The sequence below is a fragment of the Micromonospora sp. URMC 103 genome (assembly GCF_051386435.1).
GTDB lineage: Bacteria > Actinomycetota > Actinomycetes > Mycobacteriales > Micromonosporaceae > Micromonospora.
The window spans coordinates 465,002-488,901 of sequence record NZ_JBPQTR010000006.1 but is presented as its reverse complement, the minus strand read 5'-3'; the positions used below and the strand labels follow the sequence as shown (position 1 = coordinate 488,901).

Sequence of the window (23,900 nt, the reverse complement as noted above, 5' to 3'; positions counted from 1 at the left end):
AGCCCGAAGGGGCGGCGGTCCCTCGGGCCGGTGCGAGCGACGGGCCGCAGCGAAGGGCGTCAGAGCGGCCCGCGGCCGGCGCGCAGCAGCAGGAGCGCGAACTGGGTGCCGTCGGCGCCGAGCGCCGTCCGGAACCGCTCGAGGATCTCCCGCTCGCGAGAGAGCACCAGCCGGGTGCCGCCGGAGGCCATCCGTGTCGCGCCGACCTCCTGGGAGAGGCGGGCCCGCTCCTGCCAGAGGTCGATGAGCGCCTGGTCGATCTCGTCGATCCGCTTCCGGATGTCCAGGATGCGGGCCGCGGCCGCGGGCTCCCGCGTGCCGGCGTCCCGGGCCCCGGGCCCGCCGGTCGGGCCGTCCGCCGCCGCGACGGCCCCGTCGACGCCGACGGCCGCGTCGCCGGTCGGTCCGGCCGGCGTCGGTCCGCTCCCGCTTGCGTCGCCCGCAGGGGCCGAGGCGCCGTCCGCGGGGGTCGAGGCGCCGTTCGCCGGGGCCGAGGTGCCGTCCGCGGGGGCCGAACTCCCGTTCGCCGCCACGACACCGCCCTCCGCGCCGGTGTCGCTCGCGTCGGCCGGGTCGCCGTCACCCCGTGCCGGTCCGCCGTTTCGGTGTGCCACGTCTGTCATCATCGCCGTACCCCTCGGACGTCGGGCCCCGGTGCCCGGATCCCGAGGACGAGAAAGCCCCGGGCTCCAGGAGCCCGGGGCTTTCTCGCAGGTCTGTGATCAGGCGCGACCTACGGCTGCCGGACTCCCGGTGCCGTAGTAAAAGTAGTAGCGCTGACCGAACACGCCGTCGAGTATGCCCACCCTGAGGGGCGGCGCGCAAGGATTCCCACCAACCGGTCTCACCGCAGGGCGGCACGGGGCGTGCGCGGTCGGGGAGTGTCCGCCGGGCGGCATAGACTCGCCGTGCGATGCATCCTCTCTTCGACCTCCCCGCGTCCCCGCCCGCGCCCGGGCCCGCGTCGGCCCGCCCGCACCGGCCCGGGTCCGCCGGCAGCCGCCTCGACCCGCAGGCCCTGCTCACCGGCCTCAACGGGCCGCAACGCGACGCGGTGACCCACGCCGGTTCGCCACTGTTGATCGTCGCGGGCGCCGGCTCCGGCAAGACCCGCGTGCTCACCCACCGGATCGCCTACCTGTTGGCCGCGCGGGACGTGCACCCCGGGGAGATCATCGCGATCACCTTCACCAACAAGGCCGCGGGCGAGATGAAGGAGCGGGTCGCCGCGCTGGTCGGCCCCCGGGCCCGGCTCATGTGGGTGTCGACGTTCCACTCGGCGTGCGTACGCATCCTGCGCGCCGAGCACGAGCACGCCGGGCTCAAGTCGACGTTCTCCATCTACGACGCCGACGACTCCCGCCGGCTCATGCAGATGGTGACCCGGGAGCTGGATCTCGACCCGAAGCGCTATCCGGCGCGCGGGCTGGCCGCCCAGGTCTCCAACCTGAAGAACGAGCTGGTCGACCCCGAGGCGTTCGCGGCCGGGGCGAAGGGCCCCAACGAGCGGGCCCTCGCCGAGGCCTACACGCTCTACCAGCGCCGGCTGCGCGAGGCCCACGCGCTGGACTTCGACGACCTGATCATGACGACGGTGCACCTGCTCCAGTCGCACCCGCACGTCGCGGAGACCTACCGCCGGCGGTTCCGGCACGTGCTGGTCGACGAGTACCAGGACACCAACCACGCCCAGTACGTCCTGATCAAGGAGCTGGTCTCCGGCACCGAGGGGCTGCCCCCGGCGGAGCTGTGCGTGGTCGGCGACGCCGACCAGTCGATCTACGCGTTCCGGGGCGCGACCATCCGCAACATCCTCGAGTTCGAGCGCGACTTCACCGACGCGCGGACGATCCTGCTGGAGCAGAACTACCGCTCCACGCAGACGATCCTCAACGCGGCCAACGCCGTGATCGACCGCAACACCTCGCGGAAGCCGAAGCGGCTCTGGAGCGACTCCGGCCCCGGCGAGCAGATCGTCGGCTACGTGGCCGACACCGAGCACGCCGAGGCCGACTGGGTGGCGCGGGAGATCGACCGGCTGGTCGACGCCGACGAGACCCGCCCCGGGGACGTGGCCGTCTTCTACCGGACCAACGCCCAGTCCCGCGTCTTCGAGGAGGTGTTCATCCGGGTCGGCCTGCCGTACAAGGTGGTCGGCGGTGTGCGCTTCTACGAGCGCAAGGAGGTCCGCGACGCACTCGCCTACCTGCGCGCCGTGGTCAACGACGACGACACCGTCAGCCTGCGCCGGATCCTGAACACCCCGCGCCGGGGCATCGGCGACCGGGCCGAGGCGTGCGTGGAGGCCCTCTCCGCCCGGGACCGGATCTCGTTCGGCGCGGCGCTACGCCGGGCCAAGGACGCGCCGGGCATCTCCACCCGGGCCGCGAACGGCATCGCCGATTTCGTGGCCCTGCTCGACGGCGCCCGGGAGCTGGCCGAGACCGGCACGCCGGAGGAGGTGTTGGAGGCGCTGCTCACCCGTTCGGGCTACCTCACCGAGCTGGAGGAGAGCATCGACCCGCAGGACGCGGGCCGCGTCGACAACCTCCAGGAACTGGTCAGCGTGGCCCGGGAGTACACGGAGCGGATCGAGGCGACCGGCGCCGACGGGGAGCGAGCCACCGTGGCCGGTTTCCTGGAGCAGGTCGCCCTGGTCGCCGACGCCGACCAGGTCCCGACGGACGACCCGGACCACCAGGGCGTGGTCACCCTCATGACCCTGCACACGGCCAAGGGGCTGGAGTTCCCGGTGGTCTTCCTGACCGGCCTGGAGGACGGCGTCTTCCCGCACCTGCGCTCGCTCGGCGACACCCGCGAGCTGGAGGAGGAGCGGCGGCTCGCGTACGTGGGGATCACCCGCGCCCGGCAGCGCCTCTACCTCTCCCGGGCGGTCACCCGCTCGGCGTGGGGGCAGCCGGCCTACAACCCGCCGTCGCGGTTCCTCGAGGAACTGCCGCCGGATCTGGTGCGCTGGGAGCGCACGGAGGGGTCGTACACCTCGTGGGCCGGCGGGGGCGGCGGCGTCGGGGGCCGCGCGGACCGCGCGCCCGGCGGTCGTGGCGGCTTCACCGGCGGTACGCCGAAGGCCGCGCAGCTGGCGCGACGGCTCGGCGTGGACGGCAGCCGTCTCACCACGGCCAGCGAGCTTCCCCAGGCGCCGAAGGTGGCCGCCGGCGACCGGGTCAACCACCAGCGCTACGGGATGGGTCGGGTGATCGTCGTCGAGGGACACGGCCCGGGCGCACGCGCGCAGATCGACTTCGGCGACCAGACCCTCTGGCTCGTGATCCGGCACGCCCCGATCGACAAGCTCTGAGCGGCCGAGGATCGACGGGAAAGCTGCTGCGGGGACCGGACGGGTGGTGGCGCACCCTGGCCGCCGACCGCTGGTCGATGGCCGACGTCCCCTGACCGATGGTCGCCCGGCGGCGCTGCCCCGGCGGGCCGCCCCGGCGGGGCCGCTCCGGCGTTGCCGTCCGGCGGACCGCCCCGCCGCTCCCACGGCGGCCCCCCACGGCTTTCACCACCGCCGACGCCGCCGGGCCGGCAACGCGCCTCCACGCGATCCCGGATCTCTTGTACAACCCCCGGCCGGGGGCCGTGCGAGTCGAGGCGGGCGTGGGCGCGGACGGCACGGGAGACCCGCTGCCGGGGGCTGCCGGGGGCTTCGAGCGCTACGAGCGCGCGGCCCTGCCATTACTCGCAGTCACATATGCGTCCTGTCGCCCTGCGTAACGAGAGGCTCCTGGGCCTAATCACCCCTCCGCCTCCTTTGCTCTGCACCCCTCGATGCACCACCGAGCTGACCAGGGAGCATGCGCTGGCTCCCCGGAACGCGCGTCGGCCGCCCGGTGACGCTCCGCAACTGGTGCATATGTGGGTGCAGAGCAAAGGATCCGCGGTGTGGTGTTGAAGGGAGCCCTGAAGGATACGAAGAGTCAACGCGATGGCCGTCCGTGGCACGGAAGCAGGCCGCCGACCCGAGCGACGGGGAAAGGCGGCGCCGCGCCGGACGGCCGCTTTGTTCACCAGGCGAGTGACGGCTGACGACGAACGCCGCGTGACTGTTCGCGACGCGCGGCCGCCGGGCCGAGCAGGCACATGAGGTCGACGATCCCGTCGGGAACGAGATCGGTCGAGGGGTGCCTGCTCGGCCGTGGTGTCTCAGGAGGCCGACGAAGCCATCGCGTCGCGGGCCGTAGCGCGGCGCCCAGGCTCTACCACGAAGGTGCCGCGCGATGGCGACATCCTCGATGAGAACGGACGGCCGTCAGCAGGCCACGTCGATGCCGCGGGCGCGCAGGAACGGCGCCGGGTCGATCTGGTTCCACATCTGACCCTGGTGCACCTCGAAGTGCAGGTGAGGGCCGGTCGCGTCGCCGGTCGCGCCCTCGTAGCCGATGACCTGGCCGGTGGAGACCTTGTCGCCGACGCTCACGATGAGCCGGCTCTGGTGGGCGTAGTGGGTCAGGTAGCCGTTGCCGTGGTCGATGAAGACCGAGTTGCCGTACCCGTCGCCGGCGTCGCCGGCCTTCACGACGGTGCCACCGAAGGCGGCGTGGATCGGCGTGCCGGCGGGCATCGCGAAGTCGATGCCGGCGTGCTGGGTGCCCCAGCGCGGACCGAAGCAGGAGGTGATGCTGGCGCCCTGCATCGGGATGACCCAGCCCGGCTTGGGCTTCACGGTCTTCTTCGGCTTCGGCTTCGGCTTCGGCTTGGCGGTGGTCGCCGTGACCGAGGGCGAGGGGCTGGCGCTCGTCGGGCTCGGCGCGGGGCTGGCCGGCGCGGTCGACGGGGTGGCCGGCGCGCTCGACTCGCGGGCCGCGCGGTCGGCGCGGGCGGCGGCCTCGTTGCGGGCCTGCGCGTCGAGCGAGACCGGGGCCGGGGTGTCGTCGCTACCGGAGGTGGCGATCGCGGCACCCGCGACGCCGATGCCAATCACGGCGACCGCCCCGACGACGAGGAGCCGGGCACGGCCCGGCCGACGCCGGTGCCGAACCACTCCGGCGTCGACGGGCTGGTCGTTCTGGGTTGTGCTGTCTTCCTGCACGGGTGGACCTTCACGTGTCGAGGGCGTGGGACCCGAACGATCCTGGTGAGGCCCGTGAACGGCGCGGTCGAGGGGTCATGGCGCCGGCCCCGGTGCGACGCCACCCGCTGTCCGGTTCGACCACCCTCAGGCGTTCCGTCCCGGTAAGTGATCTTGGACCGTGGTGGCGTCCGTCACTTTCACTCGTGCGTCGCAGGTCACGTCGCCCCGTTCAGGCGCAGAAAAAACCGCCCGGATCGGCCGATCCGGGCGGTCAACGACTGATACGCAGCGTCAGGACGCGGCTACCTCGTTGTAGTACGTCTCGACTTGTAGCTTGATGTCCACTCCGCGCTCTTGGAGCCACGGCACCGGGTCGACCGGCTCGCCCTTGACATGCACCTCGAGGTGCAGGTGGGAGCCGTAGGAGTGACCCGTGTTGCCCACGAGACCGAGCTGGTCGCCGGCCTTGACCTGCTGCCCCTGGTGCACGCTCACGGCCGAGGAGTGCCCGTAGATGGCCTCGCTGCCGTCCTGGTGCTGGACGATCACCGCGTACCCGTAGCCACCGAACCAGCCGGCCTTCGTGACCGTGCCGTCGTGGATCGCCACGTACGGGGTGCCCTCGGGCGCCACGAGGTCGACGCCGGTGTGCAGCTCGCCCCAGCGCATGCCGTAGGGCGAGCTGAAGTCGTAGCCCTGGAGGGGAAGCAGCCAGACGTCGGCCTCGGTGGCCTCCTCGCCGCGGGCGCTGTCGCGGGAGGCGCGGTCGGCGGAGTCGGCACGGGCCGCGGCGTCCTGGCTGGTGATCGAGGCCTGGCGGAGCTCGTCGAGGACCGACGGGTTGACGCTCTTCGCGTCGGGCAGGGCGCCCGCGCCGAGCGCGACGACGCCGGCTCCGACGAAGGCGGTCGTGACGACGGCCGCGTAACGGCTCCGCGGTGGGGTGGGTACGCGGCGGCGGCCGCGATATCTATCGGGCTCAGACGACAGGCGCTGACGCACGCACACCCTCCGTTGTCGGGGTTCCGATGCGGCTCGCGGACACCCGGTCAAGCGCCGGGAAACGTCTGCGGGCCACGTCGTCACCCGTCCATGGACCTGATGACAACCGTGGTCACGTTAGCCAACCGCAACAGGAGTCACAAGCCAGACCGCAGAATTGGCGTGTCGTTCTGTCCGTTTGCGTCCGTGGTTGTCAGGCTTCGGGCCGCCGTTCGGTGCCCTGCTTACTGTCCGTTCGTCGCCCAGCGTTACCGATGCGGCGGACTCGTCCGGCTTGACGGAGCGGTGACGGGCCACCGGCTGTGTCGGCGACTACGGACGGCGCGGCGGAAGGACGCCCGTCCGGGGAAGGTTCCCGGCCCCGATTTCCCGCCCCCGCCCGGCCGGGTTACCGTTCGTTCAGGTGAATGGCCGCGGAGCCGGTGAAAGGTGTGCGCTGATGAGCTCTCGTATTCGGGTCGTCGTCGCCAAGCCAGGCCTGGACGGCCACGACCGGGGGGCGAAGGTGGTCGCCCGCGCCCTGCGCGACGCCGGCATGGAGGTCATCTACACCGGCCTGCACCAAACCCCGGAGCAGATCGTCGAGACCGCCATCCAGGAGGACGCGGACGCGGTCGGTCTCTCGGTCCTCTCCGGCGCGCACATGACCCTCTTCCGTCGGGTGGTCGAGCTGCTCGCCGAGCGCGACGCGCGCGACATCGTGGTCTTCGGCGGGGGCATCATCCCGGACGCCGACATCCCGGAGCTGGAGCGGCTGGGCGTCGCGAAGATCTTCACGCCGGGCGCCACCACCACGTCGATCGTGGAGTGGGTGCGCCAGAACGTCGCGCAGCCGGTCGGCTGACACCCCGCGAGAGTCGTCGGCGCCGCGCGGGAGTCATCGGGAGACGCGGAGACGGGGGAGGGGCCGGACGCACCCCTCACACGTCCGGCCCCTCTATGCACGATGCCCCGCCGCCACCCCTCGACCGACAGGGCATCGGCCGTCTCCCGTCATCGCGCTTGACCAGCGCTCCGACACCTGACTCAACGACGGCCCCGCGGAGGGGTTACGCACCCGCGCCAACATCCCCCGGACGGCTGACGCCGACGGCCGCGGGCCGGGAAACGGAGCGGACCGGTGCCCGGTTGTGCATTACCGCACACCGCGCACCCGCTCGGTTGCCACCGGTGCCCACCTCGCTAGGCTGCGGCCAATGGCCTGTGTCAAGTGATGACAGGCGTCAAACTGTTTTCTGAACGCTGGTGGCGGCGCGACGGCGCGCCGCGGAGACGGGACGGGACGCGCAATCGTGGACCTGTACGAGTACCAGGGGCGGGACCTGTTCGAGCGGCACGGGTTGCCCGTGCTCGCCGGCGGCGTCGCCACGACCCCGGAGGAGGCCCGCGCGATCGCCGAACGCCTCGGCGGCCGGGTGGTCGTCAAGGCGCAGGTGAAGGTCGGTGGCCGGGGCAAGGCCGGCGGCGTGAAGCTGGCCGAGGGCGCCGAGGAGACGGTGGCCCGCGCCACCGACATCCTGGGCATGGACATCAAGGGCCACACCGTCCACAAGGTCATGATCACGGTGACCGCGGACGTGGCCGAGGAGTACTACTTCTCCTACCTGCTCGACCGGGCGAACCGCACCTTCCTCTGCATCGCCAGCGTCGCCGGCGGCATGGACATCGAGCAGGTCGCCGCCGAGACCCCGGACAAGGTCGTCAAGGCGCCGATCGACGCGGTCACCGGGGTGGACGAGGCCAAGGCGCGTGAGATCGTCACCGCCGCCAACTTCCCCGCCGAGGTCGCCGACCAGGTCGTCGAGGTCGCCGTCGGGCTGTGGAAGGCGTTCGTCGCCGAGGACGCCACGCTCGTCGAGGTGAACCCGCTGGCCAAGACCGGCGAGGGCAAGCTGCTGCTGCTCGACGCGAAGGTGAGCCTCGACGAGAACGCCGCGTTCCGGCACCCGGACCACGAGGCGCTCGTCGACCAGGCCGCCGTGGACCCGCTGGAGCAGGCCGCCAAGGAGAAGGACCTCAACTACGTCAAGCTCGACGGCGAGGTCGGCATCATCGGCAACGGCGCGGGCCTCGTCATGTCCACCCTCGACGTGGTCGCGTACGCCGGTGAGCGGCACGGCGGCGTCAAGCCGGCCAACTTCCTCGACATCGGCGGCGGCGCGAGCGCCGCGGTGATGGCGAACGGGCTGGAGATCGTCCTGTCCGACCCGTCGGTGAAGAGCGTCTTCGTCAACGTCTTCGGCGGCATCACCGCCTGCGACGCGGTCGCCAACGGCATCGTGCAGGCGCTCGCCCTGCTCGAGCAGCGCGGCGAGAAGGTCACCAAGCCGCTCGTCGTCCGGCTCGACGGCAACAACGCCGAGGCCGGCCGGGCGATCCTCGACGACGCGAACAACCCGCTCATCGAGCGGGTCGACACGATGGATGGCGCGGCCGAGCGGGCCGCCGAGCTGGCCGCTGCGGGGGTCTGATCATGGCAATCTGGCTGACCAAGGACTCGAAGGTCATCGTTCAGGGGATGACCGGCTCCGAGGGTTCCAAGCACACCCGGCGCATGCTCGCCGCCGGCACCAACGTGGTCGGTGGCGTCAACCCGCGCAAGGCGGGCCAGACGGTCGACTTCGACGGCACCGAGCTGCCGGTCTTCGCCACCGTGGCGGACGCCATGAAGGAGACCGGGGCCGACGTCACGGTCATCTTCGTGCCGCCGCAGTTCACCAAGGCCGCGGCCATCGAGGCGATCGACGCCGGCATCGACCTGGCCGTCGTGATCACCGAGGGCGTGCCGGTGCACGACACCGCGGCGCTGTGGGCGTACAACGTGGCCAAGGGCGAGCGGACCCGGATCATCGGGCCGAACTGCCCCGGCATCGCCTCGCCGGGCGGCTCCAACGCCGGCATCATCCCGGCCGACATCACCGGCTCCGGTCGGATCGGCCTCGTCAGCAAGAGCGGCACGCTGACCTACCAGATGATGTACGAGCTGCGCGACATCGGCTTCTCGACCTGCGTCGGCATCGGCGGTGACCCGATCATCGGCACCACCCACATCGACGCCCTCGCCGCGTTCGAGGCCGACCCGGACACCGACGCCATCGTGATGATCGGTGAGATCGGCGGCGACGCGGAGGAGCGGGCCGCGGAGTTCATCAAGGCGAACGTCACCAAGCCGGTGGTCGGCTACATCGCCGGCTTCACGGCGCCGCCCGGCAAGACCATGGGGCACGCCGGCGCGATCATCTCCGGCTCGGCCGGCACGGCCGACGCGAAGAAGGCCGCGCTCGAGGCGGTCGGCGTCAAGGTCGGCAAGACGCCGACCGAGACGGCCCGCCTGATGCGGGAGATCATGTCCGCTGGCTGAGTGGACCGTTCCTGGTGAGGGGGTCGACCGGATCCGGTCGACCCCCTCGACCGTTTCCACCGCACCGGGCGTCGTCCCGGGCCGGAGATCGCGGGACTCGCGGTCGTGGCGAGCCCGTATCGGACTGCCGTCACCGGCGCGACGTGCCAGAGTAGATCCCGATGTCCCCCGACACCCCTGAGCAACCACGCCGTTCCGGTGCGGTCACCGCCGCCGACGACCGGCCGGTCACCCCTGCCACGCGGGAGCGGCGGGTTCCGGCTCCCCGCGCCGGCGGCTCCCCGCGCGGGCGGGCGCCGCTGGCCGTGGCCGCCGCGGTGGCCGCCGCCGGGGCGGCGCTCACCTCGTACCTGCCGGTCGCGGTCGTGCTCGGTCTGGCCCAGCTCAGCGAGGACGCGGGTTCGGTCACCGGCGCGCTGCGCGCCGGGCTGGCCGGCTGGCTGCTCGGCCACGGCGTGCCGTTACCGACCGACGCCGGCCCGCTCGGGCTCGCCCCGCTGGCGCTCACCGCGCTGGTGATTTGGCGGTTGGCGCGGGCCGGCGTGCACGTCAGCCGGGCCATCGGGGCCCGCGGCGGGCGGTCGACGCGCCAGGCGCTCACCGCCGCGGTGGCGGTCGGTGTCGGCTACGCGCTGCTCGGCGTGCTCGCCGCGGTGCTCGCCCGCGCGGGCGGCGCCGCCGTGTCGCCGGTCCGCGCCGCCGTGGCCTTCGCCCTCATCGGCACGCTGGCCGCTCTGGCCGGTGCCGCGCGCATCACGGGCGTGGCGGCGTTGCTCGCCGACCGGGCCCCGACGGTGCTCCGGGACGGGTTCCGGACCGGCCTTGTCGCGGGCCTGCTGCTGATCGCGGCGGGCGCCGGAGCGGCCGGGCTCGCGGTGGCCACGGGTGGCGGCGACGCGGCCGACATGATCGGGGCGTACCGCACGGGGGTGGCGGGTCAGGCGGGGATCGTGCTCGTGAGCCTCGCGTACGCGCCCAACGCCACCCTCTGGTCGACCAGCTATCTGCTCGGCCCGGGCTTCGCCGTCGGCGCCGACACCGCGGTACGCACCAGCGAGGTGTCCGTCGGCGCGCTGCCGGCCGTACCGCTGCTGGCCGGCCTGCCGCGCGGCCCGGTCGACGGGCTGGGCGCCGCGCTGCTCGCGGTGCCGGTGCTGGCCGGGATGACCGCCGGCTGGCTGCTCGCGCGGAGGCTGCTGCGGCTCGCGGCCGACCAGCGGGCGCCGCTGGCCTGGGGGCCGCTGCTCGGCGCGGCGGCGATCGCCGGCCCGGTCGCCGGGGTGCTGCTCGGGGTCGCCGCGCGCGCGTCCGGCGGGCCGCTGGGCGGCGGTCGCCTCGCCGAGATGGGGCCGGTCGCCTGGCAGGTGGCCGCCGTGACCACGGCGGTCGTGGGTGTGGGCGCGCTGCTCGGCGCCGCCGCCACGCGGGCGTTCACCCGCCCGCCCGCGCGCTGACCCGCCGTCTCGCCGCGCCCGGCAACGGCAAGGGGCGCCCCGCGGACCGCGGGACGCCCCTGGTGTACGCCGTCGATCAGGGCTCGGTCGGCAGGTTCACGTTGGCGACGATGCCGAGGATGAGCACCAGGATGCCCAGGCCCGCGCCGATCGCTCCGCAGATGAGACCGGCCTTGGCCTGGCCGGCGTTGCTGGCCTGCCCCTGGTCGGCCTTCTGCTTGGCCAGGTAGCCGGTGATCACGCCGGCGATGCCGACCGGGATGCCCAGGTAGAGGCAGCAGACCAGCGGGATCGACGCGATACCGAGGATCATCGACACCAGGCCGAGCGTGTTGTTCTGCCCACCCGTCTGGGGGTAGCCGGCGTTCGGGTACGTGGGCGCGCCGCCGTACGGCTGCTGCTGGCCGTACGGGTCCTGGTACGGCTGCCCGTACGGCTGGCCCGAGGTGGGCTGCTGCCCGTACGGCTGGCCCGAAGTGGGCTGCTGCCCGTACGGCTGACCGGAGGTGGGCTGCTGCCCGTAGGGCGCGGCCGGCGGCGGCGCGTACGGGTCGTGCGGCTGGGCGGTCGGATCCTGGTTGGGCTGCTGGTTGTGGGGATCCTGACCGGGGTAACCGGGCTGCATTTCGATGAGGCTCCTTGCCTGTGGTCGGTCAGTGCGTACTGGTGTTGTTACTGATGATCGCGCCGATGCCGCCCAGCGCGCAGCACAGGATCGCCACCACGTACCACGCGATGCCGACGATCAGGGCCCACTTGGACCATTTCCGCGACTCGGCCGCCGCGGCGTGCGCCCCGGCGTAGTCGCCCTGCGCGAGGAGCGGGTTCACCTTCGACGCGTTGATGATGGCGGGGATCGCGAGCGGCCAGAAGAGGAAGATGGCGACGATCGACATCGTCATGTTGTTGTTGATCGGCGGCGGCTGCGGTGCCGGATATCCGGGCTGCATGGAGCTCCTGTCGTCGATGTGGTCGAGGGGCGGGCACGCGCGGGCCCGGGGCAGCGGCAGCGTACCGGTTCGGCGCCCGTCCGACTGTCGGCCGTTGGCGCGCCGCCCAGACGTCGGTCACTCTGACCTGCCCGATAGGGTGGCCGGGTGACCGAGCCCGAGTCCGCCCGCATCGTCGTCCTCGTCTCCGGATCCGGGAGCAACCTGCAGGCGCTGCTCGACGCCAGCACCGATCCCGCGTACGGCGCGAGGGTCGTGGCGGTCGGCGCCGACCGGGACGGGATCGCCGGGCTGGACCGGGCCGCCGCGGCGGGCGTGCCGACGTTCGTGGCGCCGCTCAAGGCGTACGACACCCGGGAGGACTGGGACCGCGCGCTCACCGCGCAGGTCGCCGAGCACCGGCCCGACCTGGTCGTCTCGGCCGGCTTCCTGAAGCTGGTCGGGCCGCACTTCCTGGCCGCCTTCGGCGACCGGTACCTGAACACGCACAACACCCTGCTGCCGGCGTTTCCCGGCATCCACGGCCCGCGCGACGCCCTCGCCTACGGCGTGAAGGTCACCGGCGCCACCCTCTTCTTCGTCGACGCCGGCATGGACACCGGCCCGATCGTCGCGCAGGTCGCCGTGCCGGTGCTGGACGACGACGACGAGGAGTCGCTCACCGAGCGCATCAAGTCGGCCGAGCGGCGCCAGCTCGTCGAGCACGTGGGCCGCCTCGTCCGCAACGGCTGGACCATCACCGGAAGAAAGGTCACCATCCCGTGAGCTCCACTGAGGACGCACGTCGCCCGATCAGGCGGGCGCTGGTCAGCGTCTACGACAAGACCGGCCTGGTCGAGCTGGCCCAGGCGCTGCACGCGGCGGGCGTGGAGATCGTGTCGACCGGGAGCACCGCGGCGACGATCGCCGGCGCCGGCGTGCCGGTCACCGCGGTGGAGACGGTCACCGGCTTCCCCGAGGTGCTCGACGGGCGGGTCAAGACCCTGCACCCCAAGGTGCACGCGGGCCTGCTCGCCGACCTGCGCAAGGATTCGCACGTCACCCAGCTCGACGAGCTGGGTGTCGCCGCGTTCGACCTGCTGGTCAGCAACCTGTACCCGTTCCAGGCCACGGTGGCCTCCGGGGCGAGCCTCGACGAGTGCGTGGAGCAGATCGACATCGGCGGTCCGGCGATGGTCCGGGCGGCGGCCAAGAACCACGCCTCCGTCGCCGTGGTGACCGACCCGTCGGCGTACCCGGCGCTTCGCGCCGCGCTCGAGGCGGGGGGCTTCACCCTGACGCAGCGCCGGGCGTTGGCCGCGCGGGCGTTCGCCGACATCGCCGAGTACGACGTGGCGGTGGCCAACTGGTGCGCGGTGCAGCTGGGCGGTGAGCCGGAGTGGCCGGCCTTTGCGGGGCTGGCGCTGCGGTCGCAGCGGGCGCTGCGCTACGGAGAGAACCCTCACCAGGCGGCCGCGCTCTACACCGACCCCGACGCGCCGGCCGGGCTCGCCCAGGCCGAGCAGCTGCACGGCAAGGAGATGTCCTACAACAACTACGTCGACGCGGACGCCGCGTGGCGGGCCGCCAACGACTTCGGCGACCAGCCGGCGGTAGCGATCATCAAGCACGCCAACCCGTGCGGCATCGCGGTCGGCGCGGACGTGGCCGAGGCGCACCGGAAGGCGCACGCCTGCGACCCGGTCTCGGCGTACGGGGGTGTCATCGCGGTCAACCGGCCGGTGACCGTCGAGCTGGCCCGCCAGGTGGCGGACATCTTCACCGAGGTGGTGGTGGCGCCGGAGTTCGACGCCGCGGCGACCGAGATCCTCCGGGCCAAGAAGAACATCCGGCTGCTGCGCGCCCCGGCGTGGAATCCGCAGCCCGCGGAGTGGCGGCAGGTCGGCGGCGGCGTGCTCGTGCAGATGGCGGACCGGATCGACGCGCCGGGCGACGACCCGGCGAGCTGGCGGCTCGCGGCCGGTGACCCGGCCGACGAGGAGACGCTGCGTGACCTCGCCTTCGCCTGGCGGGCGGTCCGCGCGGTGAAGAGCAACGCGATCCTGCTCGCGAAGGACGGCGCGACCGTCGGCGTCGGCATGGGTCAGGTCAACCGGGTCGACTCGGCGCAGCTCGCGGTGCGCCGGGCCGGTGCCGAGCGGGCCCGCGGCTCGGTCTGCGCCTCGGACGCGTTCTTCCCGTTCGCCGACGGTCCGACGATCCTCATCGAGGCCGGCGTACGCGCCATCGTGCAGCCCGGCGGCTCCATCCGCGACGAGGAGGTCATCGCGGCGGCCAAGGAGGCCGGCGTGACCATGTACCTCACCGGGACCCGCCACTTCTTCCACTGAGCCCTGCGTACGGAGGCCGCCGACACCGCGTCGCCCCGCGCCCCAGGGACTCCGGGCGCGGGGCGACGATCGGGGCGCGGGTCAGGCCGCGGCGGGACGGACCTCGGCGAAGTGGCAGGCCGAGGGGTGCGGGTCGGCGGCGCGGGAGATCGTGAGCGGCTCCTCGCGGGCGCAGACCTCCTGGGCCTTCCAGCAGCGGGTGCGGAACCGGCAGCCCGACGGCGGGTCGGCCGGGGAGGGCACGTCGCCGGTCAGGCGAATGATGTTCCGCTCGTGGCGCACCTCCGGGTCCGGCACCGGCACCGCGGAGAGCAGCGCCTGGGTGTACGGGTGGGTGGCGCGCTCGTAGATCTCGTCCTCGGTGCCGATCTCGACGATCTTGCCGAGGTACATGACGGCGACCCGGTCGGAGATGTGCCGGACCACCGACAGGTCGTGCGCGATGAAGATGTAGGACAGGCCGAACTCGTCCTGGAGCTGCTCCAGCAGGTTGATCACCTGCGCCTGGATCGACACGTCGAGGGCCGACACCGGCTCGTCGCAGACGATGATCTCCGGACGCAGGGCGAGAGCCCGGGCGATGCCAATGCGCTGCCGCTGGCCGCCGGAGAACTGGTGCGGGTACCGGTTGATGTGCTCGGGGTTCAGCCCGACCACCTCCAGCAGCTCCTGCACCCGCTTCCGCCGGCTGCCCTTCGGCGCCGCGTCCGGGTGGATCTCGAACGGCTCGCCGATGATGTCGCCGACCGTCATCCGCGGGTTGAGCGAGGTGTACGGGTCCTGCATGACCATCTGCATGTTGCGCCGCAGCCGGCGCAGCTCGCCGCCGGAGGCCTTGAACAGGTCCCGCCCCTCGAGGGTGGCCCGGCCGGAGGTCGGCGTCTCCAGCCGCATGAGCAGCCGGGCCAGCGTCGACTTGCCGCAGCCGGACTCGCCGACGATGCCCAGGGTCTCACCCCGGCGCAGCTCGAAGCTGACCCCGTCGACGGCCTTGACCGCGCCGGTCTGCTTCTTGAACAGCACGCCCTGGGAGATCGGGAAGTGCTTCACCACGTTGTCGACGGCGAGGAGGGTCTCGCCGCGGACCTTGGTGGAACTAGCGGGCGCTGTCATCACGCACCTCCTGAGCGAAGTGGCATGCGCTGGTCCGGCCGTCGCCGAGGACCAGGTCGTTCGGCACCACGTCGACGCAGACCTGCTGCACGTACGGGCACCGGGGGTGGAACGGGCAGCCGGAGGGGATCGCCATGAGGTTCGGCGGCAGACCCTTGATCGTCGCCAGCTCCTGGCCGCGGACGTCCAGGCGCGGGATCGACTCCAGCAGGCCCTTGGTGTACGGGTGCGCCGGCGCCCGGTAGAGCGACCGGACGTCGGCGTGCTCGACGATGCGGCCCGCGTACATGACCGCGATCCGGTCCGCCACGCCGGCGACGACGCCCAGGTCGTGGGTGATCAGGATCATCGCCATGCCGAGCTCGCGGCGCAGGTCGGCGAGGAGGTCCATGATCTGGGCCTGGACCGTCACGTCGAGCGCGGTCGTCGGCTCGTCGGCGATCAGCACCTTCGGGTTGAGCGCGAGCGCCATGGCGATCATGACGCGCTGCCGCATGCCACCGGAGAACTGGTGCGGGTAGTCGCCGATCCGCTTGGCGGCGGCCGGGATCTTCACGAGATCCATGAGCTCGACGGCCCGCCGGCGGGCGTCGGCCCGGGACATCCCCTCGCGCTGGCGCAGCGTCTCACCGATCTGCCAGCCGACCGGGAACACCGGGTTCAGCGCGGAGAGCGCGTCCTGGAAGATCATCGCGATCTCCTTGCCGCGCACCTGCCGGCGCTGGTCCTCCGTCTGGGTGAGCAGGTCGCGGCCCTGGTAGAGGATCTGCCCGGACCGGATGTGCGCCGGCGGGGTGTCCAGGATGCCCATGATCGCCTGGGCGGTCACGGACTTGCCGGACCCGGACTCGCCGAGCACGGCGAGCGTCTCGCCGGCGTCCAGGTGGTACGACACCCCGTTGATCACCCGGGCGACGCCCTCGTTGGTGCGGAACTCGACGTGCAGGTCCCGGACCTCGAGCAGGTGGCCGCCCTCGGGTGTGGGCGAGGCCGGCGTGGGTTGGACGGTCGATTGGGTCATGGGGTCACCGCAGCTTCGGGTCGAAGGCGTCACGGATCGCGTCGCCGAGCATGATGAACGCCAGCACGGTCAACGCGAGGAAGGTCGACGGGACGATCAGCGGGGTGGCCGACTCCCGCATGTGGATCCGGCCGGTGTCGATGTCCTGGCCCCACGAGATCGTCGGCGCCTTGAGGCCGATGCCCAGGAAGGAGAGCGTGGCCTCGGCGGCGATGAAGGAGCCGAGCGCGATGGTCAACACCACGATGGCCGGTGCCAGCGAGTTCGGCAGGATGTGCCGCCACATGATCCGGCCGTGACCGGCGCCGAGCATCCGGGCCGCCGCGACGTAGTCCTGCTCCTTCGCGGTGATCACGGAGGAGCGCACCACGCGGGCCGCCGTCGTCCAGCCGAGGACGGCCAGTACGAAGATGACAGCGGTGATCCGGGCGTTCGGGCTGGCGCTGCCCACCCGCTTGAGCAGCACGATGGCGGCCAGCAGCAGCGGGATGCCGAGCACGATGTCGATCACCCGGGAGAGCACGGCGTCCACCCAGCGGCCGAAGTACCCGGCGAGCATGCCGATCACCAGCGCGATCACGCCGGTGAACAGCGCGGAGAGCGCGCCCACCAGCAGCGACGCGCGGGAACCGTAGACCGCGCGGGAGTACGTGTCGCAGCCCTGGAAGTCGTACCCGAAGATGGCGCCACCGGACGGGCCGGCGTTCTGCCGTGAGAGCAGGCAGTCCTGCGGGTCGTTCGAGGCGAACAGGCCGGGCACGATGGCCATCAGGCTGACCAGCGTCACGAGGGCCAGCGAGATCCAGAAGATCGGGTTGCGGCGCAGGTCGCGCCACGCGTCCCCGGCGAGGCTGCGGGGCTTGTGGGTGCCGACCCTGTCCGGCGCGCCGGGCTCACCGGAGGGGCCACGCCGCGCGGCCTGGTTCTCGGTCGCCGCCACCGTTTCGAAGTCACTCATGCCTGCACCTCGCTCCGCTCGGTGCCGGCATGAGCGCCCAAGCACGCTGCGTTGATGATTCGTTCGCTGCGCTCACTCATAGCGGATCCTCGGGTCGAGTACGGCGTACAGGACGTCCACCAGCAGGTTCGAGACCAGGTAGACCACGACGAGCACGCTGACGAAGCCCACCACCAGGGGGCCGTCCTCCGTGCGGATGCCCCGGAAGAGGTTGAAGCCCACGCCGGGGATGTTGAAGACGCCCTCCGTGATGATCGCGCCGCTCATGAGGTTGCCCAGCTCGACGCCGAGGAAGGTCACCACGGGGATGAGCGAGTTGCGCAGCACGTGGACGCTCACGATGCGCCGCTTGACGAGGCCCTTCGACCGTGCCGTCCGGACGTAGTCGGCGCGCAGGTTCTCCGCGACCGAGGTGCGGGTGAGTCGCAGCGCCGTGGCCAGCGAGAGGGAACCGAGCACGATGCCCGGTAGCAGCAGCGCGTAGAAAGTCGGCTCCGCGCCGGCGGTGGGCGGGAAGAGCTGCCACTTGACGCCGAGGAAGTACTGCGCGAGGGGCGCCAGCACGATGGTGGGGATGCCCAGCACGAGCAGCGTCAGCACGAGGGTCGAGTTGTCGAAGATGCTCGCGCGGCGGATGCCGGCGATCACACCGGCGGTGACGCCGAAGACCACGGCGACGGCGAGGGCGATGAGGGCCAGCCGCACCGTGACGGGCCACGCCTGCTGGAGGATGTCGCCGATCTGCCGGCCGGTCAGCGACTGGCCGAGGTCGCCCTGGAGCAGGCTCCGGACGTAGTCGAAGTAGCGGTAGAAGAAGCCACCGACACCGGTCTGGTCGAGGTGGTACTTCTCGGTCAGGTATGCCCGCTGCGCGGCCGTCACCGGGCGCTCGCCCGCAAGGGCCTGGATCGGGTCGCTCTGGCCGGCGAACATGAGCGCATAGACGATCAGCGTGGTCCCGAAGAACGCCAGGACCATCTGCAGGAGTCGCCGCAGGATATAGCGGAACATACTTTCCAGTCTCTCCGGAAAAATGCGAAGGGGTCGCGAGAAGACTTTCTGGTCGTACCGGAAAAATCCCCGACCGGTTCCGGCCCACGGGGCCGGCGCCGGAAGCGGCCCGGACGCGGAGGACCGGGCGGTTCGGGTGTGCCCGGGCCACCCGGGGTCGCCCCCGGGTGGCCCGTGCCGCGGTCGTCAGCTCAGCTGGCGGCCTCGATCTTGACCAGGTTGACGCGCTGGGAAGCGTCCATCTCGACGTTCTTGACCTTCGTCGAGTGCCCGAACACGTTCTGCCCGAAGCGGAGCGGGATCACCGGCATGTCCTTGGCCAGGATGTCCTCGGCCTGCTGGTACTTCTTGATCGCCTCTTCCTGGGAAGGCGCGGCGGCGCCCTCCTTCACGAGCCGGTCGAACTCCTTGTTGCTGTAGCCGTAGTAGTTCGACGAGCCGTTGGTGCTGTACAGCGGACCCAGGTAGTCCTCCATGGACGGGTAGTCCATGACCCAACCCATCCGGAACAGGCCCACCGGCTGCTTCTTCTCGACCTTGTCGAGCAGGTCGGAGAACTTCGGCTCGGCCGAGCCGACGCAGTCCACGCCGAGGTTGGCCTTGAGCTGGTTGCAGGTCGCGTCCACCCAGTCCTTGTGACCGCCGTCGCCGTTGTAGGAGATGGTGATCTTCGACGGACCCTTGGCGGCCTGGTACAGGCTCTTGGCCTCGGTCGGGTTGAACTGACCCGCCGCACCCGTGGTGTCGTCACGGAAGCCCGGCAGGATCGGCGACACGAACGAGCGGGCCGGCTGCTGCGAGTTCTTGAAGATCGACTTGGTGATCTCGTCCCGGTCGATCGCCATCGAGATCGCCTTGCGCACGTCCGGGTTGCTGTAGTCCTTGTCGAACGTGGGGAAGGCCAGGAACTGGAACGACGACATGGGGCTGGTCTGGTACCGGTCGCCCAGGTCGGTCGGCGCGGTGCTCAGGTTCTCGGTCGGAATCGTCGGCAGCACGTCGAGGTTGTCCGCCAGCACGTCCGCGTACGCGGCGGTGAGCTGCTGGTAGATCCGGAACTCGATGTCCTTGACCTTCGGCTTGTCGAGCGGGTACGCGTCGTAGCGCTCGACCTCGATCTTGCTGTCGTGCTGCCAGGCGCCCTTCATCTTGAACGGGCCCTGGCCGATCGGCGCCTGCTCGTAGTTGTCCTTGAGCACGCCCGGCGCGGAGAACGCGGCCTCCGGCAGCGGGTAGAACGCGTTGTAGCCGAGCATCGTCTTGAAGTCGGTGTACGGCGCGGAAAGCGTCACCTGGAAGGTCAGGTCGTCCAGCTTCTTGAGGCCGGACAGGGTCTTCGCCTTGGGCTTGTCGCCCTGAAGGTCCTGGTAACCGGCGATCTTGTCGAAGAAGTAGCTGGCGCCCTGGCCGTTCGGCGCGTAGGCGCCGTAGTTCCAGGCGTTGATGTAGTCGTCGGACGTGACCTTCTCACCGTTGTGGAAGGTGAAGCCGTCCTTCAGCTTGATCGTCCAGACGGTGTTGTCGGACGACGTGACGGACTCGGCCGCGACCTCGACCGGCTTGTTCTGCGCGTCGTAGTCCACGAGCGGCGCGAACAGGCCGGAGATCACCTGGGAGCCCGAGGTCTCCGTGGTGTTGGTCGGGACCAGGTGCTGCGGCTCGGCGATCTGGATGCTGACCGCACCGGAGCCGTTGCTGCCCGATCCGCTTCCGCCGCCGCTGCCGCAGGCCGCGAGGCCCAGCGTCACCGCGAGCGGGAGAGCGGTCCAGGCGGCGAGTCTACGAACTCGCATGGAGCCTCCTCATCTCCTCACACTGCGCAGTCAAGCCCGGCGCTGGGTAACGCTGCGCAACGTCGGGCAACGGTAGGTCGTCAACGCTTGTTCGGCAACGAGGCGGTTTCGACTCCGTAACAGAGCGGCCGGACGGCTCTTGCCGGGCGGCATCCACCCTGCTAACCGATCACGGCGGATTCGGCGCTGAAGTGCTGATTCACGGGGGGTTGCGGCGTACTTCGCGGGTCGCTCGTGACCTGTCGTGCCCGTCCGCAGGCGTTCGTCCGGAATATCCGGGCCATGCCTGCCCGTCCCGTCCGACCGTGATGGAATCCACATTCCAGCAACCGAGAGTGATGAACATCATGTGACGTACAGTCACCAATGCCTGCGCCGGAGGCGGTCCCCGTGCCCGTTCCGGACCGGGGTCGTGGGGGTCGGCGCACGCCCGACGTGAGACGATCTGGGCGTGACGGCGACGCTTCTCGACGGCAAGGCGACCGCGGCGGAGATCAAGGACGAGCTGCGGACGCGGGTCAAGGCTCTGGCCGAACGCGGCATCACCCCGGGCCTGGGCACGGTCCTGGTGGGGTCCGATCCGGGCTCCCAGGCGTACGTCAACGGCAAGCACCGGGACTGCGCGGAGGTGGGCATCGCGTCGATCCGTCGCGAGCTGCCCGAGGACGCCACCCAGGAGCAGGTCGAGGCCGTGCTCGCCGAGCTGAACGCCGACCCGGCCTGCCACGGCTACATCGTCCAGCTGCCACTCCCGGCGCACCTCGACACGCAGCGGGTCCTGGAACTCATCGACCCGGCGAAGGACGCCGACGGCCTGCACCCGGTCAACCTCGGCCGGCTGGTGCTCGGCTACCCGGGCCCGCTGCCGTGCACGCCACGCGGCATCGTCGAGCTGCTCCGGCGTCACGACGTGGCGTTGAGCGGAGCCAAGGTCGCCGTGGTCGGCCGGGGCAACACCGTCGGCCGCCCGCTCGGCCTGCTGCTCACCCGCCGCAGCGAGAACGCCACGGTGACCCTGTGCCACACCGGCACGCTCGACCTCGCGGCGCACACCCGGGCCGCCGACATCGTCATCGTGGCGGCCGGTGTGCCCGGCCTGCTCACGGCCGACATGATCACGCCGGGTGCGACCGTCGTCGACGTGGGCATCACCCGCGTCGTGGGGCCCGACGGCAAGGGCCGCTACACCGGTGACGTCGACTCGGAGGTGGCCGAGGTGGCCGGCGCGCTGGTCCCGATGCCGGGCGGCGTCGGCCCCATGACCCGGGCCATGCTGCTCACCAACGTGGTGGAACGGGCGGAGCAGGGCTGAGAACGCCGCGGGCTCCCCGCCCGCCCGGTCCCGGCATAACCGTCCGACCCTGGCCGGATCGGTGCCAGGATGGCTGATACCGTCCGGAAAACCGACTGGTATCAGGGAGTGGGACGACCATGGGTAAGAAGGTCACTGTCGTCGGGGCCGGCTTCTACGGCTCCACCACCGCACAGCGCCTGGCCGAGTACGACGTCTTCGACACCGTCGTGATCACGGACATCGTCGAGGGCAAGCCCGCCGGCATCGCACTGGACCTGAACCAGTCGCGGTCGATCGAGGGCTTCGAGACCAAGGTGGTGGGCGCGACCACCGGCCCCAACGGCGAGGGCTACGAGGCCATCGAGGGCTCGGACGTCGTGGTGATCACCGCTGGCCTGCCCCGGAAGCCGGGCATGAGCCGGATGGACCTGCTGGAGACCAACGCCAAGATCGTCCGTCAGGTCTCCGAGAACGTGGCCAAGTACGCCCCGAACGCCGTGGTCATCGTGGTCTCCAACCCCCTCGACGAGATGACCGCGCTCGCCCAGATCGCCACCCAGTTCCCGAAGAACCGCGTGCTCGGGCAGGCCGGCATGCTGGACACCGCCCGGTTCAGCAACTTCGTGGCCGAGGCCCTCAACGTTCCCGTGAAGTCGGTGCGGACGCTCACCCTCGGCTCGCACGGCGACACCATGGTGCCCGTGCCGTCCCGGAGCACCGTCAACGGCAAGCCGCTGCGCGACGTCATGCCGGCCGAGCAGATCGAGGACCTCGTGGTCCGTACGCGCAACGGTGGCGCCGAGGTGGTCGCGCTGCTCAAGACGGGTTCGGCGTACTACGCGCCGTCCGCGGCCGCCGCCCGGATGGCCAAGGCGGTCGCCGAGGACTCCGGCGAGGTCATGCCGGTCTGCGCCTGGGTCGACGGTCAGTACGGGATCTCCGGCGTCTACCTCGGCGTCGAGGCCGAGATCGGCGCGGAGGGCGTCAAGCGGGTCGTCGAGACCGAGCTGGACGCCGACGAGCTGGCCAGCCTCAAGGAGGCCGCCGAGGCCGTCCGTTCCAAGCAGGCCGACATCTCCAACATGTGAGCTGACCACAGCCACCGGAAGGGGCGCGCCGGCGATGCCGGCGCGCCCCTTCCGCGTCCCGGCCCGGCCCCGGCCCACCGGGGTGAGGCGGGGTGCGGCCTCGTCCGGGCAGGTCACCGGCTAGAGGGAGCCCGAGTGGGGATCGCCGGCCAGTTCCAGTACGCTCGTACTGCTTGAGCACGTGTCCCCCGAGAGGAGCGCCGGCCGATGGCGAAGATCAAGGTAAACAACCCGGTCGTGGAGCTCGACGGCGACGAGATGACCCGGATCATCTGGAAGCAGATCCGGGAGCAGCTGATCCTGCCCTACCTCGACGTCGACCTGCACTACTACGACCTGTCGATCCAGCACCGCGACGAGACCGACGACCAGGTCACCGTCGACGCGGCCAACGCCATCAAGGAGCACGGCGTCGGCGTCAAGTGCGCGACGATCACCCCGGACGAGGCCCGGGTCGAGGAGTTCGGCCTCAAGAAGATGTGGCGGTCGCCGAACGGCACCATCCGCAACATTCTCGGCGGCGTCGTCTTCCGCGAGCCGATCATCATGTCGAACGTGCCCCGACTGGTCCCCGGCTGGACCAAGCCGATCATCATCGGCCGCCACGCGCACGGCGACCAGTACAAGGCCACCGACTTCGTGGTCCCCGGCCCGGGCACGGTGACCATCACCTACACCCCGGCCGACGGCTCGGCGCCGGTGGAGATGGAGGTCGCCAACTTCCCCGGCGGCGGCATCGCCATGGGCATGTACAACTTCGACGAGTCGATCCGGGACTTCGCCCGCGCCTCGTTCCGGTACGGCCTGGACCGCAACTACCCGGTCTACCTGTCCACCAAGAACACCATCCTCAAGGCGTACGACGGCCGGTTCAAGGACCTCTTCGCCGAGGTGTTCGAGAACGAGTTCAAGGCGGACTTCGAGGCCGCCGGCATCACGTACGAGCACCGGCTGATCGACGACATGGTCGCCGCCGCGCTGAAGTGGGAGGGCGGCTTCGTCTGGGCCGCCAAGAACTACGACGGCGACGTGCAGTCCGACACCGTGGCCCAGGGCTTCGGCTCGCTCGGCCTCATGACCTCGGTGCTCATGACCCCGGACGGCCGCACCGTCGAGGCCGAGGCCGCGCACGGCACGGTCACCCGGCACTACCGGCAGTGGCAGAAGGGTGAGAAGACCTCGACCAACCCGATCGCGTCGATCTACGCCTGGACCCGTGGCCTCGCCCACCGGGGCAAGCTGGACGGCACGCCGGCGGTCACCGAGTTCGCCGACACGCTGGAGAAGGTCATCGTCGAGACCGTCGAGGGCGGCCAGATGACCAAGGACCTCGCGCTGCTCATCGGCCGGGACGCCCCGTGGCTCACCACCGACGAGTTCATGAACGCGCTCGACGAGAACCTGGCGCGCAAGCTCGCCGCCTGATCCTCGCCAGCACACGTACGGGCCCGCCGGCAGCTGCCGGCGGGCCCCGTTCGTTCCCTGGGAGC

19 protein-coding genes and 1 pseudogene are annotated in these 23,900 nt (G+C 71.4%); 10 read left to right on the top strand and 10 right to left on the bottom strand.

Annotated elements, in window-relative coordinates:
* Positions 1-59: 59 nt before the first annotated feature.
* Positions 60-362, bottom strand: a pseudogene (locus ACSNOA_RS28515) (chorismate mutase); the annotation flags it as partial.
* Positions 363-913: 551 nt separating this feature from the next.
* Here ACSNOA_RS28515 and pcrA point away from each other — a divergent pair.
* Positions 914-3,319: a DNA helicase PcrA gene (gene pcrA, locus ACSNOA_RS28510; protein ID WP_436662870.1), complete on the top strand. Its 2,406-nt coding sequence runs from the start codon at positions 914-916 to the stop codon at positions 3,317-3,319.
* Between the two features lie 954 nt (positions 3,320-4,273).
* Here the strand turns inward: pcrA and ACSNOA_RS28505 are convergent.
* Entirely contained in the window at positions 4,274-5,053 is a 780-nt protein-coding gene (locus ACSNOA_RS28505; protein WP_436662869.1) for a M23 family metallopeptidase, read from the bottom strand.
* Positions 5,054-5,326: 273 nt separating this feature from the next.
* The gene (locus ACSNOA_RS28500) at positions 5,327-6,037 is read right to left on the bottom strand and encodes a M23 family metallopeptidase (protein ID WP_436662867.1); all 711 of its coding nucleotides are present in this window, start codon (positions 6,035-6,037) and stop codon (positions 5,327-5,329) included.
* Positions 6,038-6,476: 439 nt separating this feature from the next.
* On the opposite strand from ACSNOA_RS28500, the gene ACSNOA_RS28495 reads away from it, so the two are divergent.
* From ACSNOA_RS28495 to ACSNOA_RS28480, 4 genes are all read left to right on the top strand, one after another.
* Positions 6,477-6,881, top strand: a complete 405-nt coding sequence (locus ACSNOA_RS28495; protein ID WP_436662866.1) for a cobalamin B12-binding domain-containing protein — start codon at positions 6,477-6,479, stop codon at positions 6,879-6,881.
* Between the two features lie 448 nt (positions 6,882-7,329).
* The gene (gene sucC / locus ACSNOA_RS28490) at positions 7,330-8,508 is read left to right on the top strand and encodes an ADP-forming succinate--CoA ligase subunit beta (RefSeq protein ID WP_436662865.1); all 1,179 of its coding nucleotides are present in this window, start codon (positions 7,330-7,332) and stop codon (positions 8,506-8,508) included.
* A gap of 2 nt (positions 8,509-8,510) precedes the next feature.
* Complete coding sequence (sucD, locus tag ACSNOA_RS28485) at positions 8,511-9,398, top strand: succinate--CoA ligase subunit alpha (protein ID WP_436662864.1); 888 nt, start codon at positions 8,511-8,513, stop codon at positions 9,396-9,398.
* A 161-nt stretch (positions 9,399-9,559) separates the two neighbouring features.
* Positions 9,560-10,852 (top strand): cell division protein PerM, encoded by a 1,293-nt coding sequence (locus ACSNOA_RS28480; protein WP_436662863.1) that lies wholly within the window; start codon positions 9,560-9,562, stop codon positions 10,850-10,852.
* A gap of 76 nt (positions 10,853-10,928) precedes the next feature.
* Here ACSNOA_RS28480 and ACSNOA_RS28475 read toward each other — a convergent pair whose 3' ends face one another.
* Both ACSNOA_RS28475 and ACSNOA_RS28470 read right to left on the bottom strand, forming a co-directional pair.
* Complete coding sequence (locus ACSNOA_RS28475; protein ID WP_436662862.1) at positions 10,929-11,477, bottom strand: DUF4190 domain-containing protein; 549 nt, start codon at positions 11,475-11,477, stop codon at positions 10,929-10,931.
* Positions 11,478-11,505: 28 nt separating this feature from the next.
* Positions 11,506-11,802 (bottom strand): CD225/dispanin family protein, encoded by a 297-nt coding sequence (locus ACSNOA_RS28470; protein WP_436662861.1) that lies wholly within the window; start codon positions 11,800-11,802, stop codon positions 11,506-11,508.
* A gap of 147 nt (positions 11,803-11,949) precedes the next feature.
* Here ACSNOA_RS28470 and purN point away from each other — a divergent pair, with 147 nt between their 5' ends.
* Together purN and purH are read left to right on the top strand one after the other, a co-directional pair.
* Complete coding sequence (gene purN / locus ACSNOA_RS28465; RefSeq protein WP_436662860.1) at positions 11,950-12,567, top strand: phosphoribosylglycinamide formyltransferase; 618 nt, start codon at positions 11,950-11,952, stop codon at positions 12,565-12,567.
* Positions 12,564-14,132, top strand: coding sequence for a bifunctional phosphoribosylaminoimidazolecarboxamide formyltransferase/IMP cyclohydrolase (gene purH / locus ACSNOA_RS28460; protein ID WP_436662859.1), 1,569 nt, complete (start codon positions 12,564-12,566; stop codon positions 14,130-14,132). Before purN ends, purH begins: the two co-directional genes overlap by 4 nt.
* 81 nt (positions 14,133-14,213) lie before the next feature.
* On the opposite strand, the gene ACSNOA_RS28455 is transcribed toward purH, so the two are convergent.
* From ACSNOA_RS28455 to ACSNOA_RS28435, 5 genes are all read right to left on the bottom strand, one after another.
* The gene (locus ACSNOA_RS28455; RefSeq protein ID WP_436662858.1) at positions 14,214-15,245 is read right to left on the bottom strand and encodes an ABC transporter ATP-binding protein; all 1,032 of its coding nucleotides are present in this window, start codon (positions 15,243-15,245) and stop codon (positions 14,214-14,216) included.
* Positions 15,229-16,266 carry an ABC transporter ATP-binding protein gene (locus ACSNOA_RS28450; RefSeq protein ID WP_436662857.1) on the bottom strand — a complete coding sequence of 346 codons (1,038 nt, stop codon included), beginning with the start codon at positions 16,264-16,266 and terminating at the stop codon, positions 15,229-15,231. Before ACSNOA_RS28450 ends, ACSNOA_RS28455 begins: the two co-directional genes overlap by 17 nt.
* 4 nt (positions 16,267-16,270) lie before the next feature.
* Positions 16,271-17,224, bottom strand: coding sequence for an ABC transporter permease (locus ACSNOA_RS28445; protein WP_436662856.1), 954 nt, complete (start codon positions 17,222-17,224; stop codon positions 16,271-16,273).
* A gap of 72 nt (positions 17,225-17,296) precedes the next feature.
* Positions 17,297-18,235: an ABC transporter permease gene (locus ACSNOA_RS28440; RefSeq protein ID WP_436662855.1), complete on the bottom strand. Its 939-nt coding sequence runs from the start codon at positions 18,233-18,235 to the stop codon at positions 17,297-17,299.
* Between the two features lie 191 nt (positions 18,236-18,426).
* Positions 18,427-20,028, bottom strand: coding sequence for a peptide ABC transporter substrate-binding protein (locus ACSNOA_RS28435; protein ID WP_436662854.1), 1,602 nt, complete (start codon positions 20,026-20,028; stop codon positions 18,427-18,429).
* A gap of 451 nt (positions 20,029-20,479) precedes the next feature.
* Between ACSNOA_RS28435 and ACSNOA_RS28430 the strand changes: the two genes are divergently transcribed.
* The 3 genes from ACSNOA_RS28430 (at position 20,480) to ACSNOA_RS28420 (ending at position 23,835) form a co-directional block, all read left to right on the top strand.
* Positions 20,480-21,340 (top strand): bifunctional methylenetetrahydrofolate dehydrogenase/methenyltetrahydrofolate cyclohydrolase, encoded by an 861-nt coding sequence (locus ACSNOA_RS28430; protein ID WP_436662853.1) that lies wholly within the window; start codon positions 20,480-20,482, stop codon positions 21,338-21,340.
* Positions 21,341-21,459: 119 nt separating this feature from the next.
* Positions 21,460-22,410, top strand: coding sequence for a malate dehydrogenase (gene mdh, locus ACSNOA_RS28425; RefSeq protein ID WP_436662852.1), 951 nt, complete (start codon positions 21,460-21,462; stop codon positions 22,408-22,410).
* Between the two features lie 207 nt (positions 22,411-22,617).
* Positions 22,618-23,835: an NADP-dependent isocitrate dehydrogenase gene (locus tag ACSNOA_RS28420; RefSeq protein ID WP_436662851.1), complete on the top strand. Its 1,218-nt coding sequence runs from the start codon at positions 22,618-22,620 to the stop codon at positions 23,833-23,835.
* Positions 23,836-23,900: the final 65 nt, after the last annotated feature.